We start from the raw sequence: 15,289 nt of genomic DNA, 5'->3' as shown, positions 1-15,289 counted from the left end.
CGCCTCGCCCGGTCGTCAGACGCGAGCAGCTGGCTCTTCTTCTTTTTTGCGGTTTGCCCACCAGATCCGGATGCCGAGCGGCAGCAGCTGGCCGAACCAGCGAATCTGCCAGGGCTCGCGTTTTTTCTTGCGTCGCTCGCGCCGCTCGTCGGCAGGCAGGTTCAGATAGGCAACCGACTTTTCCGCGACATACTTGATGTAATCCGTCGTATCGCTCATCGGGCTTTCCTCCCTCGCGATGCTTGATGAGATCAGTTTGCCCGCTTGCAGCCGCATTTATCCTTCCGTTGCGTCGAGGGCCGCCAGATCCGCCGCGTTTAGCGCCCTGATCCGAACGGCGGAGGTTTTAAAATCCGGCATTTTGCAAAAAGGATCAAGCAGAGGATTCGTCGCCTTATTTACGTTTTGCACGCCGCCCCAGTGCATCGGGACGAACACGGTATCCTCCCGGATGTCGGCCGTCAGCCGGCTGCGCACAATCATGCTGCCCCTGCGCGATGCGACCCGCACGAGCTCGCCGTCGCCGACGCGGTAGCGCTCGGCGGTTCGCGGATGGATTTCCAAGACGTTCTCGAGCTCTCTTGCGAGCAGCTTCGGGCTCCGCCGCGTCTGGACTCCGGTCAAATAGTGGGACAGCATTCTGCCGTTCGTCAGCACGAGCGGGTAATCCTCGTCCGCCATCTCGCCCTGCTCGCCGTGGACCGCATTCGCAAATATGGCTTTTCCGTCCGGATGGGCGAATTTCCGCTCGAAAAGTCTCGCCGTTCCCGGACCTTCCGGATCGGGGCACGGCCAGTAGACGCCGCCTTCTCTCCTTATGCGTTCGTAGGTGATGCCATAATAATCCGCCGCTCCGCCTTTGCTCGCAAGGCGCAGCTCCTCGAAGATCTGTTCCGCCTCCGAATAAGGGAAGTACGCCCCCTTGCCCAGCCGAGCCGCAAGATCCGAAAGGATGCGCCAGTCGTGGCGCGCTTCTCCAGGCGCCGTACGGTCGCCGCCGCGCAGCAGCACGCGGCCTTCGAGATTCGTCAAAGTGCCTTCGTTTTCCAGGAATGCGGTCGCAGGCAGCACGAGATCGGCCATCAGCGCCGTCTCCGAGAGGAACAGGTCCGCTACGACCAGGAAGTCCAGGCGGCGCAAGCCTTCTTCGACGAAGTCCGCGTTCGGGTTCGAGACAACGGGATTCGAAGACATCACGAGCAGCGCTCGGATATCCCTCTTGTGGACGAGCTCCATCATCTCGTATGCGGAAACGCCTTTTCCCGGCAAATCCGCAGGATCGACGCCCCACACGCCGGCAACGTAAGCGCGATCCTCGGCGTTCTCGATGAGCCGATAACCGGGGAGCTGATCGGCCTTTTGACCGTGCTCCCTGCCGCCTTGTCCGTTGCCTTGCCCGGTCACGGCGCCGTATCCGCAGCCGGCCTTGCCGATCTTGCCGGTGGCGAGGATCAGGTTCAGGAACGCCCGGACGGCCATGTGACCGTCATGGTGCTGCTCGACGCCGCGCGCGGTAAAGATCATGCCGGTGGCCGCCCGGCCGAAAGCGCGCGCCGCCTGCCGGATATCCGCCTCGTCTACGCCGGTCAGCGCCGCGATATCGGCCAGCGCGAACGACGACACGTAAGACAGCGCGTCCTCGAAGCCGCTCGTGCGCGACGCGATGAACGAAGGGTCCGTCATATTTTCTTCGACGATGACCTTAAGGAGGCCGTTCGCGAGCGCCAGGTCCGTGCCGGGCTTCACCTTCAGATGAATATCGGCCATCTCGGCCGTCTTCGTCTTCCGCGGATCGATGACGATGATGCAGGCGCCGTTCTCCTTGGCCTTCGTGAAATAAGGCATCAGCGTCGGCTGGCAATCCGCGATGTTCGTGCCTGCCAGCACGATGCATTCCGTCTGCGTCACCTCGGACAGCGGATTGGTCAGCCCCCGGTCGAGGCCGAACGTCTTGACGCCCGCGGACGCGGCTGCCGACATGCAGAAGCGTCCGTTATAATCCACGTACCTCGTCTTTAGCGCCACGCGCGCGAATTTGCCCAGCGCGTAGGCGGACTCGTTGGTCAGCGAACCGCCCCCGTAGAGGCCGACGGCATCCGCCCCATGCTCGGCCTGAATGGCTGAAAACCGGTCCGCGACGACGTCAAGCGCCTCCTCCCAGGAGATCTCGCGGAATCCTCCGTCCGTCTTGAGCAGCGGCTTCAGCAGACGGTCCCGGCTCAGCGCGTGCTGGTAAGCGTTGATGCCTTTGATGCATAACCGCCCCTCGGAAGCGGCATTGGGCAGCCCTTCGATTTTGTACGTCGGCCGCCGATCCGTATGTTTTTCTTCAATGACCCGCATCTTGCACTGAACGCTGCAGAACGGGCATTGGGTATCGAAGCTTGCCTGCATGGCCTGCATAGGTAATCCCTCCTTATAGCTTTTAGCGCTGCGGGCGATGACCGGCACCGCCCGCTTCGGCAGAGAGCCGAGAGGCGGTCAGACGGCGCCGGAGGCGGCCGGATCCAGCATGGCCTCGCGCGCATCCACGTCGAGCAGCCGCTCGCGCGCGGCGGACAGACCCGTGCGTTCGAGCCACCGCCAGACCGGCTCGCCGTAATCCGCGTCCGCCCCGTACCAGCGCAGCAACGCTTCGGCCATCTCGAGCGCCGCTTCCGCGGAGGGCTCGACGGCAATCAGCTGCGCCTGCTTGACCGGCCGTTCCGCATGGCCGCCGGCGTACAGCTCCCAGCCGGCCGGCGCGCGGGCCAGGCCAAGGTCCCGGACGAGCAAGCCGACCGGTTCGGCGGCCAGGCCGGCCACTGCGGCATGCACCTGGCTGGGAAGGGCGGTAGCCGCGAGCCGTCCGCGCAGCCGATCGGCGACGCTCGCGGCGACGCCATCGCTGGCGACGCTTTTTCCGGGCGCTTCGCCGACATATACGACCAGCCGGCCGTCATTCGCGGCCTTGCCGGACTCGCCGGCGTAATATCGAAGCGCGCTTATGCAGACGACGCAGCCGTCGGGCGTCCGCCAACCCAGCGCGGCCATCGCCGCCGCGGGCGTACGCAAGCCTCTCTCAGCAAGCGCGAGCCGGAGCGCGCGATGGCCGAGCGGCGTACAGTCGCACAGCGCGGGATCCGGCGGCACGGACGATGCGGCGCCGGCCAGCGCCGCGCGAAGGATCGCCGCGACCGTACCGCTGCAGCCGCCGCACGAGCTCGATGCCTTCGTCCGCTCCCGGACGAGCTCGATCGTGTCCGAGCCATCCTCCGTCACCGAGCGGACGATCGCGCCTTTGCATACCCCGTTGCAGCCGCATACCGTGTCCGCATCCGCCATCGCCGCGACAGCCTTGTCGCCTGCGCCGCCGGCCTGCGCCCCGCTTGACTGCGTTCGCGCCAGCGCTTCGACCTTGGAGCGCCGTTTTAAATGGCCGAGCAGCGTCTGCCCTTCGTCCGTCTCCCCGTACAGAACGACGCCCGCAATACGCCCGTTTTCCGCAGTGACCCGCTTATACGTCCCGCGCAAGCCGTCGTAAGACTGCAGCACCGTATTCGCTTCCCCATCGCGCACGACGCCGGCGGAGAATACGTTGATGCCCGATACTTTTAATTGCGCATAGGGCATGCTCCCGGCATACGGCTCCGTCTTGACGCCGCAGACGACGCGCGCCAATACCTTGCCCTGTTCGTACAACGGCGCGACGAGCCCGTACGCAATCCCTCTGTGCTCGGCGCATTCCCCGACCGCGTAAACTTCCGGCACGTTCGTTTCCATATAATCATTCACGATGACGGCCCGATTCGTCTCGATGCCGCTCGCCTTCGCGAACGCGACGTTCGGACTGATGCCGACCGACAGGACGATCAGGTCGGCTTCCAGCTTCGAACCGTCCGAGAAAAGCAGCCCTTCCGCCCGTTTGCGGCCGAATATCCGCGTCGCCGTCTTCCCGAGCCTGAACCGCATGCCCTGTTCTTCGAGCGCCGCCCGCAGCAGATCGGCAGACATCCGGTCGAGCTGACGGTTCATCAGGTAAGGCGAGTTGTGGACGACGTCCACCTCCATCCCGAGATCCAGTAGGCCCCGCGCTGCCTCGAGACCGAGCAGACCGCCTCCAAGCACGGCAGCCTTGCGGTATTTGGCCGCGGTCTCCATGATGAGACGACAGTCCTCGATCGTCCGAAAAGCCGTTACGCCGGGCTTACCAGCGCCGGGAAGCGGCGGCACGAACGCCGACGAGCCCGTCGCAAGGATCAGCTTGTCGTATGCGATGCTAAGACCGGAGGCTGTCTCCACCCTGCGTTCATCCCTACGCACGCGGACGACCGTCTCCCCCGTCAGCAGACGGATGCCTTTCTCCGCATACCAGGACCAATCGTTCAAAACGATGTCTCGCAGCGCTGCGTCCCCCTGCAGCACTTTGGACAGCTGAATGCGATTGTAGTTCGGATTCGGCTCCTTGCCGATCACGGTAATGTCGAACAGGTCGGACGCCAATCCGAGAATTTCTTCAAGACAACGGATGCCGGCCATACCGTTTCCGACCAACACGAGCTTGGGCTTCGTCATGGATAGTCCAGTCTCCTTCCTGCGATGCGAGAAGCTTAAAAGAACATAAAAAACCCGTCCCCATATAGGGGCGGGCATCGTCGCCGGTTTCGGGCACGTCGTTGTGCCGCGAATTCTTCATTCATCATAGGTGGAGATAGAATTCATGTCAATATTCATAACCTAATTTTATAATATATCCATAATCGATGCACAAACCAGAGCAATATTTATTATTGTGTTATATATATTGACATATATTTTACGCCACCTGTATAATCCAAATTGGCTCACAATGACGTGACCGAAAGCATCCGATCGCCCGGTACAATGACGTACCGCGCACTGGGGTGTCACTTTCGCCATGGTCAAGGTGCGTCTTTTCGTTTTCCCCGCACTCGCCGTGGCGCGTGAACACGCCCGAACCATATGTGATCTTGTATATCATGGGAGGCGGATTCGAATGGAAATCGTAAAAGACAAAGGATTTTGGAAAAGCGGGCACAAGCCTTCCTTATTTAGCGCGTTTTTGTATTTCGACATGAGCTTCATGGTCTGGGTATTGATCGGACCGCTCGCGGTCATTATGATGAACGATTATCCGATGACGGCCATTCAAAAAGCGAACCTGGTGGCGCTCCCCGTTCTCGGCGGCTCCTTGCTTCGTCTCGTATTCGGCTTCCTGACCGACTACATCGGTCCCAAGCGCACAGGGCAATTCGGCCTGCTCGCGACGATGGTGCCGCTGGTGTGGGGATGGCAGTTCGTCGACTCGCTGAACCACCTTTATATCGTAGCGTTGCTGCTCGGATTCGCGGGCGCCTCGTTCGCCGCCGCGCTGCCGCTCGCAAGCAGATGGTATCCCCCTCAATATCAAGGCCTCGCGATGGGGATCGCAGGCGCGGGCAACAGCGGCACGGTATTTTCCACGCTGTTCGCCAATCGGCTGGCCACGCACTTCGGCGGCTGGGAGACCGTGTTCGGACTCGCGCTCATCCCGATCGGCATCGTGTTTGTCGTCTTCACGGCGCTTGCCAAGGAAAGTCCCGCTCAGCCCGCGCCCAAAAAGCTGTCCCAATATGCCGAAGTGCTCAAAAAGCGCGATACCTGGCTGTTTTGCCTCATGTACGGCGTCACGTTCGGCGGCTTCGTGGGACTGACGAATTACCTGACGATTTTCTTCAACGCCCAATACGGCCTGTCCGCCGTCCGAGCGGCCGACTTCACGACGATCTGTGTTATCGCGGGCAGCTTTTTCCGACCCGTGGGCGGATACTTGTCGGACAAAATCGGCGGCATCCGCATGCTGATCGTCTTATATGCGGCGGCCGGCCTTCTCTTCTTCACCATCTCTTCGCTGCCTCCGCTTGCCGTCGTCATCCCGCTCCTGTTCCTCGCGATGATGAGTCTCGGAACGGGCAACGGCGCCGTATTCCAGCTGATTCCGCAGCGATTCGGCGCAGATATCGGACTGCTCACCGGCATCGTAGGCGCGGCCGGCGGCTTCGGCGGCTACTTGCTGCCGCTGCTGCTCGGCAGCCTGTACGGCAAGACCGGCTCCTATACCCCCGGCTTTATCACGATGACCTCCATCGCGCTTGTTGCGCTCGTCGCGCTCTCTATCGTGCAAGGCGTCTGGAAGCGCACATGGCTGGGTACGGACGGCAGGGCGAAGCTCGAAGCAGAGGTCTAAGCCTTCGGCTCGCCGGCATTGGAGCCCATGAATGAGATCGTCCTTCCCGAGCCACGCTAACGGCAGAATCTTCGCCTCGGGCCGGAAGGAGACGAACAATCGAATGTTACCCTCTTATAAACGCCGCATCTGCGCAGCTTTAGTTTGCCTCTTGGCAGCCCACGGCCCGCTCCCGCTTCCCTCCGCCAGAGCGGACCAGGCGGAGGCGGGCCTCGCGCTGCCGTTCGCGGGCAGTCCGACGGCGAGGCATACGCTTCCCGCGGCGGACGTGTTGATCGACGCCGGACACGGCGGCATCGACGGCGGCACGCATGTCGGGAATATCCTGGAGAAGGACATCAACCTGGCCATCTCGCGCAAGCTTTATCTCATCTTGAAGAGCCGCGGCATGCATGCGGTGCTGAACCGCACCGGCGACTACGCGCTCAGCGACGACAATCGCTGGCTTCGCTCCTCGCGCCATCAGCGCGATCTGTCTCAGCGCAAGGGGCTTGCACGCGATATCGGCGCAGGCGTGTTCATCAGCGTCCACGTCAATTGGTCCAAGCGTAAATCGGTCCGCGGACCGGTCGTGCTGCACCGGCTCGATGCCGGAAGCGCGCTGCTCGCCTCGCTCATTCAGGACAGGCTGAACAAGCAGCAGAAAACGAACGTCCCGCCGCTCGCAGGCGATCAGTTTTATGTGCTAAAAAAAGCCGGTCCCCCGAGCGTCATCGTCGAGACCGGCTTTATCAGCAATCCAAGCGATTTGAATATGCTTACGACGCCGGCGGGCCAAACGGCCATCGCCACCGCGATCGCCGACGGTATCGCGGCTTACCGGCTCGTAGGACTCTCTACCGGCGTCTTCGAACCAGGCTCGGATTCTAAAGATGCAGAACCCGGCAGCTCCGCCCCAGGCATCAAGTAAGGCGAAGGCGGCGAGAGAAGCTCGGACAACTTGACGAACCGAACAGAGGCTTGGCGAAGGCTTGGCGCCGCTGCCGCAAGCTGTCCGGACGTAATGAGCCCCGGCGGGCCGACGTGGCCGATGACCACGGTGCGATCATGCTTTTGCGCGCGCGCCTTGAGCAGCAGCATTTGACCCGCAACATGCCTGTCCGTGTATACGTCGTCGAGAAATAAATCGTTCTGGAGCAAGGGCACGCCCATCTCGCGTGCAAGCTTCGGCACGACGGTTTTATAGGACGTGCGGCTGTCCAGGAAAAACAAGCCGTGTTCCTTGCATACCTGCAGCACGATTCGCATCACGCGTTCGTCGGCCGTCGCGCGCGAGCCCATATGATTGTTCATTCCGACAGCGTGCGGCACGTCGGCAATCGCCGCCTCGGTGCGCAGGCGGATCTCCTCGTCGGGCAAGGCGGTCATTATCGCTCTCGGCCCTAGCCAGCTTGCCTTGCCTCTGACCGGCTCCATCGGCAAATGCACGATTACCTCCCGCCCCGCGGCATGCGCCGCTTCAGCGTCCGCCTGCGAGGTCGGCAAGAACGGCATGACAGCCGCCGTGATCGGAATCGGCAGCCGCAGCATCTCGGCCGTCCCCTTCATCCGGTTGCCGAAGTCGTCGATGACGACCGCGACCACATGCTCCGTCGGCGCGTTCTGCCCGGCCGGCATGCCGGTCTCCGCCACGGCCTGCGCGGGCGTCGCGCTCAAGGCCATCAACGCCGCTGCCGCAAAGGCCGCCAGCCGAATGCCCCCTCTTTTCAGCAGACGCTTCTTCCATCGCCATCCTTTTTTCATCCCGCATCTCCTGCCTTTCTTCACCCCGTTGTTCGCTCGGCTGTCTCATTTTGCGTGGAAATTACAGCCATTATGCGCACAGGGACAAGAAAAGTCGGGCGACATCCGTTATAATGGGAAATTATCCGCACAAAAGGGGCTGCCAGTCATCGAAAAGCTAAAAACGAAAATCCGCCAGGAGGGCCGGGTGCTCGGCACTGACGTACTCAAAGTCGACGCCTTCCTCAATCATCAGGTCGACCCCGTTCTTATGGCCGATATCGGCGAGACTTTCGCCTCTTTATTTAAGGAAGCCGGCGTTACCAAGGTTCTAACGCTCGAATCTTCCGGCATCGCGCCGGCACTGATGACCGCGCTCGGCCTCCGGGTACCGCTCATCTTCGCCAAGAAGCGCAAATCGCTGACGCTCAAGGACGATCTGTGGACCGAGCGCTCGTTCTCTTTTACGAAGCAAGAGGAGAGCGAGGTATCCGTCTCCAGGCAGTTTCTCGCGCCGACCGATGTCGTGCTTATCATCGACGACTTCCTCGCGAACGGACAAGCTGCCCAGGCAATGGCAGGCATCGTGCTGAAGGCCGGCGCTACCGTGGCAGGCATCGGCATCGTCATCGAAAAGGCATTCCAGCCCGGACGGCAGCTGCTGCTTGACACCGGCTACCGCGTGGAATCGCTCGCCCGCATCGCGCGTCTATCCGAGGCAGGCATCGAATTCGAGGAATAAATCTTCCGCTAGGCGGATGAACAGGCCAACAGGGCGACCGACCCGTATACTGTACCATCTCAAGCGAAGGAGTTGGCAGATATGTCGGATTGCCCAAAATGCGTTAGCAAGACCGTATACGATCCGCCGCAAACGGTATACGAGGACTACTACCACCCGCAACACGTGGAGGTCGTGCAGACCGTCGAGGTCGTCCGGCGCCATCACTGCGTCCCCGTCTACCATCACGTCACCGTATGCACGACGAAGGACGTATACTCCGACGACTTCGAAGGCGGCTTCCGCGGGGCCGCCCGTTCCGCCGGCGCGTCGCGCCGCCGCTGATTCGGACGGCCAGCAACGCAAAGAGGGACGCAGCAGAATGTTGTGCTGCGTCCCTCTTTTTTTTGTTTGTGCGCGCACGGAAATCCGCGCAACGCTATGCCGATAAGCGCAACCGGGCGCTGCACGCCGGACTTTGGCGATAAGAGCAAATGGGCGCTAACGCCGGCTATTATGCCGCGCGCTTTTGCAATGATTTTGACGGATGCCAAATCTGGCTATCGGACCGCTTCAGAGATGCGCCAACACATTGACGAGTCTGCCGAACGGATCCCGTACGTAAAAGCGCCGCACGCCCCAGGGCTCGTCGACCGGCCCGTACGCGATGCCGAATCCCGCGCTCCGCATGCGCGAATGCGCCTCGTCGACGTCGTCGACCTCGACGGACAAGTCCGGCACGGGCGTGCCGGAGCCGCCCTCTGCCGCGAAGCTGATCTGCACCTGCATGTCGGCGTCGGACCCGTACGTCGCGATCCATCCGTGGTCCATCAGGACGTCGAGCCCGAGCGCTTCCCCGTAAAATCGCTTGGCCGCCGACAAATCGGGCGCACCGATGTTCGCCACAATCCGCTTTACCTTCATCTTCCGCCTCCTGCAGGCACGCGCGCCGCGCATCCCTATATTGTTAAGAGCTCTTTCACGCACAGATCTCCGCGTTCCCCCTCCACCATCCAAACACCATACGTCACTTCACCCGCTGCACCGCGCAACGATCGCGGATCGTCACACGCCGCGCAGCCATGCCGCCGCTGCTTCGACCTCGGTCCTCGACAGCTGGTGCCCCCCGTTTTCCCAATGGGTGTCCACCTTGGCCCCAGCCGCGCCGAGCGCCGCCGCCAGCTCTTCGCTCTCGGCCATCGTGCAGAGCGGATCGTTGCGGCCCGCCCCGATAAAGACAGGCACGCCTGCCAGGTCCGGAAGCGCGATGCCCCGGCGCGGCACCATCGGGTGGAACAGCACGGCCCCCTTCAGCGCGTCCTGGTGATGATACAGCAGACTGGCTGCAATATTGGCGCCGTTGGAATACCCGACCGCTATGACATTATGCCTGTCGAAGCCGTACTGAATCGCGCTTTCGTCGACAAAAGCGTTCAGTTCCGCCGTCCGCGCGATCAGATCCGCCTCGTCGAACACGCCTTCGGCGATGCGCCGGAAGAAACGGGCCATTCCGCGCTCGGATACGTTGCCCCTGACGCCAAGCAGCGCCGCTTCCGGGTTCAACATGCGGCCGACGCCGACCAGATCGCGCTCCGAGCCTCCCGTTCCGTGAAGCAGCAGCAGCGTAGGCGCATTCGGGCTAGTGCCCGGTTCAAAAATATGGATCATGGACATGGAATTCTCCTCCTTTTAAAATACGGGTCGTCATCGTCAGATCGGCTTCAATCCGGCCTCGATGCGTTCGCGCTTCGGCTCCAGGAACGGCGGCAGCGCGAGCCGCTCGCCTAGTTGATCCAGCGGCTCGTCCGTGTCGAAGCCAGGACCATCGGTCGCCAGCTCGAACAGGATGCCGTTCGGTTCTCTGAAGTAAAGCGACTTGAAATAAAAGCGGTCGACGTAACCCGAGTTGACGAGACCCGCCGACGAGATCTTCCCGATCCAGGCGCGCAGCTCCTCCTCGTCTTCCACGCGGAAGGCCACGTGATGCACCGCCCCGATGCCTTGGCGTTCCTGCTCCAGATCGTCGCGCTCCTCGAGGTGAATTTCCGAGCCGCTGCCGCCCTCGCCCGTCTCGAATACGACGATATCGGGCTGCCCTGCGACATCGGACGCATACTGCCCCTTCCTTCTATAGCCCATCAGCTCCGTCAACACCCGCTCGGTACGGTCCGCGCGGAGAACCGTAAGCTGCACCGGACCGAGTCCGGCGATGCCGAATTCGGCGGGCACCTCGCTCTTGTCCCACGGCTTGCCGCCGGCGACGCCGGTATCGTGCTCGTCGGATACGAGGATGAGCCGCTGACCTTCAGGATCGCGGAAGGCCAGCGTCAGCCGCCCGCCGCGCTCCACGATCTCGTCCTGATCGACCTCGAATTGCGTAAACCGATGCTGCCAATACGTCAACGCCGCATCGCCCGGCACGCGCAGCGAAGTCGCGGAGATGCTGCTCGTCCCCGGCCGGCTGCGCCATGCGGTAGGAAATTCGAAAAACGTAAGTTCCGTGCCCGGATTCCCTCGTTCGTCCCCGTAGAACAAGTGATAAACGGACGTATCGTCCTGGTTAACCGTCTTTTTGACCAGCCGCATCCCGAGCGTCTTCGTATAAAAGTCGACGTTGCCCGCAGCCGCGCCCGTGATTGCCGATACGTGATGAATGCCTTTGAGCTTAAGTTCCATCGTCTTCAACCCCCGAGTTTTAAAATGAGCAATCCTGCGTAACGCGGTTCAATCGAATGCCTGAGCCTCTATCGTCAACGTTCCTCTTCCGCAAGGACCGGACGCGGCTAGTCCGCCCCGCCCTTGCCGAGCAGCTTGAGCAAGCGGATCGCTTCCTGCTGCTCCTCTACGGTCAGGACATCCATCATGCCCTGAATCTTGCTCGCATGCCTCGGAAAGATCTCATCGAACAACGCCGTCCCTTTCTCCGTCAGCTCCGCGAACACGACACGGCGGTCCTCACGACTAAGCACCCGGCGGATCAACGCTTTGTCTTCCAGCTTGTCGATATTGTACGTCATCGTACCGCTCGTCAGCAGCATCTTGCCGGCAATCTGCTGAATCGGCGTCCTCCCCTTGGCGTACAGCACCTCCATGATGCCAAACTCCGAAGGACTGAGTCCTTGGTCGCGCATATCCCGCATCGCTTGGTCCATAAGGCTCCGGTGAGCCTTGGACAGTACGACGAACAGCTTCAGCGATATATTGTTATCCGATACGTTAGGATCCGACACGGTCGATCACTCCGATTCGTTTTATCTCAATGTCATTTATCTTAAATTAAAGATATCATGCGGATCGAACCTTGTCAACCCGACATATCCGCCACGAATGTCGCATAGATTGATTCAGACAAGCATATCTGGTAGTATATAAAAGAATAAATCAAGCCGTAAGTCAAATACCCCTTTCCGAATGGAAAGAGGTGGAGGTCGCATCAAGCGCCAACTTGACGGTCCCCGTTATTTGATTGCCCGGCTCACGAAAGCGAGGTGAACAACATGGCAAAGGACGTTCGCTGCGAAGTCAATTCCTGCCGCTTCTGGGCAGAAGAGAACCATTGCAGAGCGGAAAGCATTTTTGTCACGATGCACAGCCGCAAGGAGCCTTCCAAGTCCGAAGAGACGGACTGCGGTACGTTTGAAGTAAAGTAAGCCTATAAATGCTCTGGAGGAGAAGGAACTTCGCCGGTTCCTTCTTTTCTTTTTGAATTATAACAGGGCTGATAATGATTATCAAGCTTAATTAGAACATTTGGCCGAATTGCTTTAGAGCATTTCCAAAATCAACCCGGCCGTCTCCTCGATCGCCCGCTCCGTCACGTCGATAACGGGGCATTGCAGACGATCCATGATCCTTCCCGCGAACTCGATCTCCTGGCGAATCCGGTCCGGCGACGCGTAGTGCGCCTGACTCGGCAAGCCGAGCGCCTTAAGCCGTTCCGAACGAATGCGCGTGAGCCGCTCGGGATCCATCGTCAATCCGATCAACAGACGGTCCTTCCCCTTCATGAACAGTTCTTCCGGCGGCTTGACCTCGATCGTCAGCGGATAGTTGGCCGTTCGGATGCCTTTGTGCGCCAGATAGATGCTAAGGGGCGTCTTGGACGTCCGCGATACGCCGACGAGCACGACCTGCGCCTTGAGCAAGCCGCGAGGGTCCTTGCCGTCATCGTATTTGACGGCGAACTCGATTGCCTCGATCTTGCGGAAGTAAGATTCGTCCATCTCGTGCAGCAGCCCCGGCTGATACTTCGGCGCGTCGTTAAACGTGTCGATGAACGCCTGCATCATCGGTCCCATCACGTCGACTGCGCGAATGCCCAGCCTGAGCGCTTCCTCGCGCATCGTGTCCCGCAGCTCCGGCTGCACCAGCGTATAAGCGATGAGTACGCGCCTGCCGAGCGCTTCCTTCAATATGGCCTTTACCTCGTCCTCGCTCTTAATATGACCGAATCGCCTAATCACCGCCTTATCCGTCGCGAATTGACGCAGCGTCGCCCGCGCTACCGCTTCGGCTGTATCCCCGAGTGCATCCGAGCACACGAATATCGTATGCTCCGTATGGTCAGCCATCTCGTCTCCCCCATCCCTTGCCTTCTATGTAATCTCGGTCAGATCGACCAGCGCCTGCGTCATCGTCGTCTTGGACACGCGGCCTACGACCTCGAGCAGCATCCGACGGCCCGTGCCGTCGCCGCCCGCAGGCTGCACGACCGGCATTCCGCCGATCTGATGGTGAAGCAGCTTCTTCGCGGCATCCCAGAGCGAGTCCTCAGGCGTCACCGTGACGATCCTCGGAAAGCGGGTCATCACCATGCTCACCGGAATCGACGCGGCGTTAGGATTGCCCAGCGTCACCTTCAGCAGATCCTTAATGGTAACGAGACCCGCGAGATAGCCTTCGCTGTCCGTCACCGACAGAATGCCGGTATTTTCCACGAACAGCGAAATGACGGCATCGTTCACGCTGGCCGTCTCCTGGATGACGACCGGCCTGCTCATCATGTCCTTCACCTTCAGCGCGACCAGCCGATCCCTGGCCCTGCCGTCCGCAGACAGCTGGCGTCCGGGAAAATAACCGACCTTCGGCTTGGCGTCGATAACCCCGAGCATCACCAGCACAGATAAGTCCGACCGGATGGTCGGACGGCTGATGCCGAGCGATTCGGCGATCTGATCCCCGGTGATCGGGGCATGGCTGCGCACGCGCTCGATAATGGCAAGCTGTCTTGGCGTCAGTTCGATTGGTGCTCCCTCCCGGCTGTCCTAACTATTGCGAGAGCTTCTCCTCAAGGGGCATTCGCCCCCGCCGGACTCCGTCAGGACCTTTTTCGGAGAGAAGCTATAAATAGTGTACAGGATTGATTAATAGGCCGCAATATTGGGCGAAAGAGGCGCTTCCGCGTTGCGTACGGCCAAGTCGAGCAGCAGCGGCTTGCTGGGCAGATGATGGAGCGAGCGGATATGCCGGATCGTCCGCGTCTTCGCCCGCATGACGATCGAATGCGTCTCCGCGCGGTCGCCCGGCAAGTACCGCACGCCGCCCATGAATTCGCCCGGCGTCACGCCGGTCGCGGCAAAAATGACGTCTCCGGTGCCGACCATGTCGTCCATTGTCAGCACTTTCTCCGGATCCGCCAGTCCCATCTCGAGACAGCGGTCGTATTCGCGCCGGTCAGCCGGCATAAGCCGGCCCTGGATCTCGCCGCCCAGGCAGCGCAACGCAGCCGCGGCCAGCACGCCCTCCGGCGCGCCGCCAGAGCCGACGTACAGATCGATGCCCGCTTCGGGGAACGAAGGCGCGAGCGCGCCGGCAACGTCCCCGTCGGACAAGAACTTAATGCGCACGCCGACCTCGCGCAGCGTCCGCACGATCTCCGCATGCCGGTCGCGATCGAGCAGCATGACCGTCAGTTCCCGGACGGGTTTGCCCAGATGCTCGGCCGCCGTGTACAGCGTCTTCTCCAGCGGATCGGACAGGCTTACTTTGCCGGCAAGCTCAGGACCTACCGCCAGCTTTTCCATATACATGTCCGGCGCATGCAGCAAGCTGCCCTTGCCGGCCACGGCGATGACGGACATCGCGTTGTTCAGTCCGCGGGCCACGATCTCGGTACCCTCGAGCGGATCGACCGCAACGTCCACCTCGGGTCCCTGCGCGCTGCCGACGGCTTCGCCTATATATAGCATGGGGGCTTCGTCCATCTCCCCTTCGCCGATGACCACAGTCCCTCTTACCGATACCGAATCGAACATCGCGCGCATGGCCGACGTAGCCGCGCCGTCTGCGTGATGCTTGTCCCCTCTTCCCATCCACGGCGCGGATGCCAGTGCCGCCAGCTCCGTTACCCGTACGATCTCAAGCGCCAGCTCTCTCTCCATGTCTCCAGCCTCCGAAATTTTAATTAGTGTGTATTTTTTATATATAATATACTCTAATAAATAAATAGTGCAACATAAATAATGTGAAATAATAAATTAAACTTCTGAATTTTGTTACTACTTAGGTGAGTTAGAACTGAAACTGCCCGTGAATGGCGAGTGAGAGGGATTTGAGGACGGAAAGGTTTTGTTTGAGGAGCGTGGAGACGACGGAGCGAATGCGTGCAAACTGCGTTGCTC

General features: G+C 60.8%; 16 protein-coding genes. 5 read left to right on the top strand and 11 right to left on the bottom strand.

Annotated elements, in window-relative coordinates; all coding sequences use genetic code 11:
• Window positions 1–15: 15 nt before the first annotated feature.
• The 3 genes from ACFOTD_RS32385 to ACFOTD_RS32375 all read right to left on the bottom strand — a co-directional run bounded on the left by ACFOTD_RS32385 (window position 16) and on the right by ACFOTD_RS32375 (window position 4,554).
• Window positions 16–219, bottom strand: a complete 204-nt coding sequence (locus ACFOTD_RS32385; protein ID WP_378124115.1) for a YqzE family protein — start codon at window positions 217–219, stop codon at window positions 16–18.
• A 57-nt stretch (window positions 220–276) separates the two neighbouring features.
• Entirely contained in the window at window positions 277–2,394 is a 2,118-nt protein-coding gene (gene nasC / locus ACFOTD_RS32380) for an assimilatory nitrate reductase catalytic subunit NasC (RefSeq protein WP_378124138.1), read from the bottom strand.
• Between the two features lie 87 nt (window positions 2,395–2,481).
• Window positions 2,482–4,554, bottom strand: a complete 2,073-nt coding sequence (locus ACFOTD_RS32375) for an FAD-dependent oxidoreductase (RefSeq protein WP_378124114.1) — start codon at window positions 4,552–4,554, stop codon at window positions 2,482–2,484.
• 442 nt (window positions 4,555–4,996) lie between these two features.
• Here ACFOTD_RS32375 and ACFOTD_RS32370 point away from each other — a divergent pair, with 442 nt between their 5' ends.
• Entirely contained in the window at window positions 4,997–6,226 is a 1,230-nt protein-coding gene (locus ACFOTD_RS32370) for an MFS transporter (protein ID WP_378124113.1), read from the top strand.
• Between the two features lie 103 nt (window positions 6,227–6,329).
• The gene (locus ACFOTD_RS32365; RefSeq protein ID WP_378124112.1) at window positions 6,330–7,136 is read left to right on the top strand and encodes an N-acetylmuramoyl-L-alanine amidase family protein; all 807 of its coding nucleotides are present in this window, start codon (window positions 6,330–6,332) and stop codon (window positions 7,134–7,136) included.
• On the opposite strand, the gene ACFOTD_RS32360 is transcribed toward ACFOTD_RS32365, so the two are convergent.
• On the bottom strand, window positions 7,043–7,969 hold the full coding sequence (locus tag ACFOTD_RS32360; protein ID WP_378124111.1) for a divergent polysaccharide deacetylase family protein: 927 nt from the start codon (window positions 7,967–7,969) through the stop codon (window positions 7,043–7,045). The genes ACFOTD_RS32365 and ACFOTD_RS32360 overlap by 94 nt on opposite strands.
• A gap of 148 nt (window positions 7,970–8,117) precedes the next feature.
• Here ACFOTD_RS32360 and ACFOTD_RS32355 point away from each other — a divergent pair, with 148 nt between their 5' ends.
• A complete protein-coding gene (locus ACFOTD_RS32355) occupies window positions 8,118–8,690 on the top strand; it encodes a xanthine phosphoribosyltransferase (RefSeq protein ID WP_378124137.1) in 573 nt (190 codons plus the stop codon).
• An 81-nt stretch (window positions 8,691–8,771) separates the two neighbouring features.
• A complete protein-coding gene (locus ACFOTD_RS32350; protein WP_378124110.1) occupies window positions 8,772–9,014 on the top strand; it encodes a hypothetical protein in 243 nt (80 codons plus the stop codon).
• 228 nt (window positions 9,015–9,242) lie between these two features.
• On the opposite strand, the gene ACFOTD_RS32345 is transcribed toward ACFOTD_RS32350, so the two are convergent.
• The 4 genes from ACFOTD_RS32345 to ACFOTD_RS32330 form a co-directional block, all read right to left on the bottom strand.
• Window positions 9,243–9,593: a VOC family protein gene (locus tag ACFOTD_RS32345; protein ID WP_378124108.1), complete on the bottom strand. Its 351-nt coding sequence runs from the start codon at window positions 9,591–9,593 to the stop codon at window positions 9,243–9,245.
• Window positions 9,594–9,734: 141 nt separating this feature from the next.
• Window positions 9,735–10,337, bottom strand: coding sequence for an alpha/beta hydrolase (locus ACFOTD_RS32340; protein WP_378124136.1), 603 nt, complete (start codon window positions 10,335–10,337; stop codon window positions 9,735–9,737).
• Between the two features lie 42 nt (window positions 10,338–10,379).
• Window positions 10,380–11,345, bottom strand: coding sequence for a ring-cleaving dioxygenase (locus ACFOTD_RS32335; protein WP_378124107.1), 966 nt, complete (start codon window positions 11,343–11,345; stop codon window positions 10,380–10,382).
• 107 nt (window positions 11,346–11,452) lie between these two features.
• On the bottom strand, window positions 11,453–11,899 hold the full coding sequence (locus ACFOTD_RS32330) for a MarR family winged helix-turn-helix transcriptional regulator (RefSeq protein ID WP_378124106.1): 447 nt from the start codon (window positions 11,897–11,899) through the stop codon (window positions 11,453–11,455).
• 267 nt (window positions 11,900–12,166) lie between these two features.
• Here ACFOTD_RS32330 and ACFOTD_RS32325 point away from each other — a divergent pair, with 267 nt between their 5' ends.
• Window positions 12,167–12,319 (top strand): DUF1540 domain-containing protein, encoded by a 153-nt coding sequence (locus ACFOTD_RS32325; RefSeq protein ID WP_282908061.1) that lies wholly within the window; start codon window positions 12,167–12,169, stop codon window positions 12,317–12,319.
• 114 nt (window positions 12,320–12,433) lie between these two features.
• Here the strand turns inward: ACFOTD_RS32325 and ACFOTD_RS32320 are convergent, their stop codons facing one another.
• The 3 genes from ACFOTD_RS32320 to glpX form a co-directional block, all read right to left on the bottom strand.
• Window positions 12,434–13,240, bottom strand: a complete 807-nt coding sequence (locus ACFOTD_RS32320; RefSeq protein ID WP_378124104.1) for a pyruvate, water dikinase regulatory protein — start codon at window positions 13,238–13,240, stop codon at window positions 12,434–12,436.
• A gap of 24 nt (window positions 13,241–13,264) precedes the next feature.
• Window positions 13,265–13,912, bottom strand: a complete 648-nt coding sequence (locus ACFOTD_RS32315) for a helix-turn-helix transcriptional regulator (protein WP_378124135.1) — start codon at window positions 13,910–13,912, stop codon at window positions 13,265–13,267.
• Window positions 13,913–14,032: 120 nt separating this feature from the next.
• Window positions 14,033–15,049, bottom strand: coding sequence for a class II fructose-bisphosphatase (gene glpX, locus ACFOTD_RS32310; protein WP_378124103.1), 1,017 nt, complete (start codon window positions 15,047–15,049; stop codon window positions 14,033–14,035).
• Window positions 15,050–15,289 lie beyond the last annotated feature (240 nt).

The sequence above is a fragment of the Cohnella sp. GCM10012308 genome (assembly GCF_042649185.1).
In the GTDB taxonomy this organism is placed as follows: Bacteria; Bacillota; Bacilli; order Paenibacillales; family Paenibacillaceae; genus Cohnella.
The sequence above is the reverse complement of the archived record's forward strand: the minus strand, read 5'-3'. Positions and strand labels throughout refer to the sequence as shown.

What these genes read in the sequence shown, in the direction of transcription:
- ACFOTD_RS32385 (WP_378124115.1), bottom strand. Translation starts at nt 219, where the DNA reads ATGAGCGATACGACGGATTACATCAAGTATGTCGCGGAAAAGTCGGTT.
- nasC (WP_378124138.1), bottom strand. Translation starts at nt 2,394, where the DNA reads ATGCAGGCAAGCTTCGATACCCAATGCCCGTTCTGCAGCGTTCAGTGC.
- ACFOTD_RS32375 (WP_378124114.1), bottom strand. Translation starts at nt 4,554, where the DNA reads ATGACGAAGCCCAAGCTCGTGTTGGTCGGAAACGGTATGGCCGGCATC.
- ACFOTD_RS32370 (WP_378124113.1), top strand. Translation starts at nt 4,997, where the DNA reads ATGGAAATCGTAAAAGACAAAGGATTTTGGAAAAGCGGGCACAAGCCT.
- ACFOTD_RS32365 (WP_378124112.1), top strand. Translation starts at nt 6,330, where the DNA reads ATGTTACCCTCTTATAAACGCCGCATCTGCGCAGCTTTAGTTTGCCTC.
- ACFOTD_RS32360 (WP_378124111.1), bottom strand. Translation starts at nt 7,969, where the DNA reads ATGAAAAAAGGATGGCGATGGAAGAAGCGTCTGCTGAAAAGAGGGGGC.
- ACFOTD_RS32350 (WP_378124110.1), top strand. Translation starts at nt 8,772, where the DNA reads ATGTCGGATTGCCCAAAATGCGTTAGCAAGACCGTATACGATCCGCCG.
- ACFOTD_RS32345 (WP_378124108.1), bottom strand. Translation starts at nt 9,593, where the DNA reads ATGAAGGTAAAGCGGATTGTGGCGAACATCGGTGCGCCCGATTTGTCG.
- ACFOTD_RS32340 (WP_378124136.1), bottom strand. Translation starts at nt 10,337, where the DNA reads ATGATCCATATTTTTGAACCGGGCACTAGCCCGAATGCGCCTACGCTG.
- ACFOTD_RS32335 (WP_378124107.1), bottom strand. Translation starts at nt 11,345, where the DNA reads ATGGAACTTAAGCTCAAAGGCATTCATCACGTATCGGCAATCACGGGC.
- ACFOTD_RS32325 (WP_282908061.1), top strand. Translation starts at nt 12,167, where the DNA reads ATGGCAAAGGACGTTCGCTGCGAAGTCAATTCCTGCCGCTTCTGGGCA.
- ACFOTD_RS32320 (WP_378124104.1), bottom strand. Translation starts at nt 13,240, where the DNA reads ATGGCTGACCATACGGAGCATACGATATTCGTGTGCTCGGATGCACTC.
- glpX (WP_378124103.1), bottom strand. Translation starts at nt 15,049, where the DNA reads ATGGAGAGAGAGCTGGCGCTTGAGATCGTACGGGTAACGGAGCTGGCG.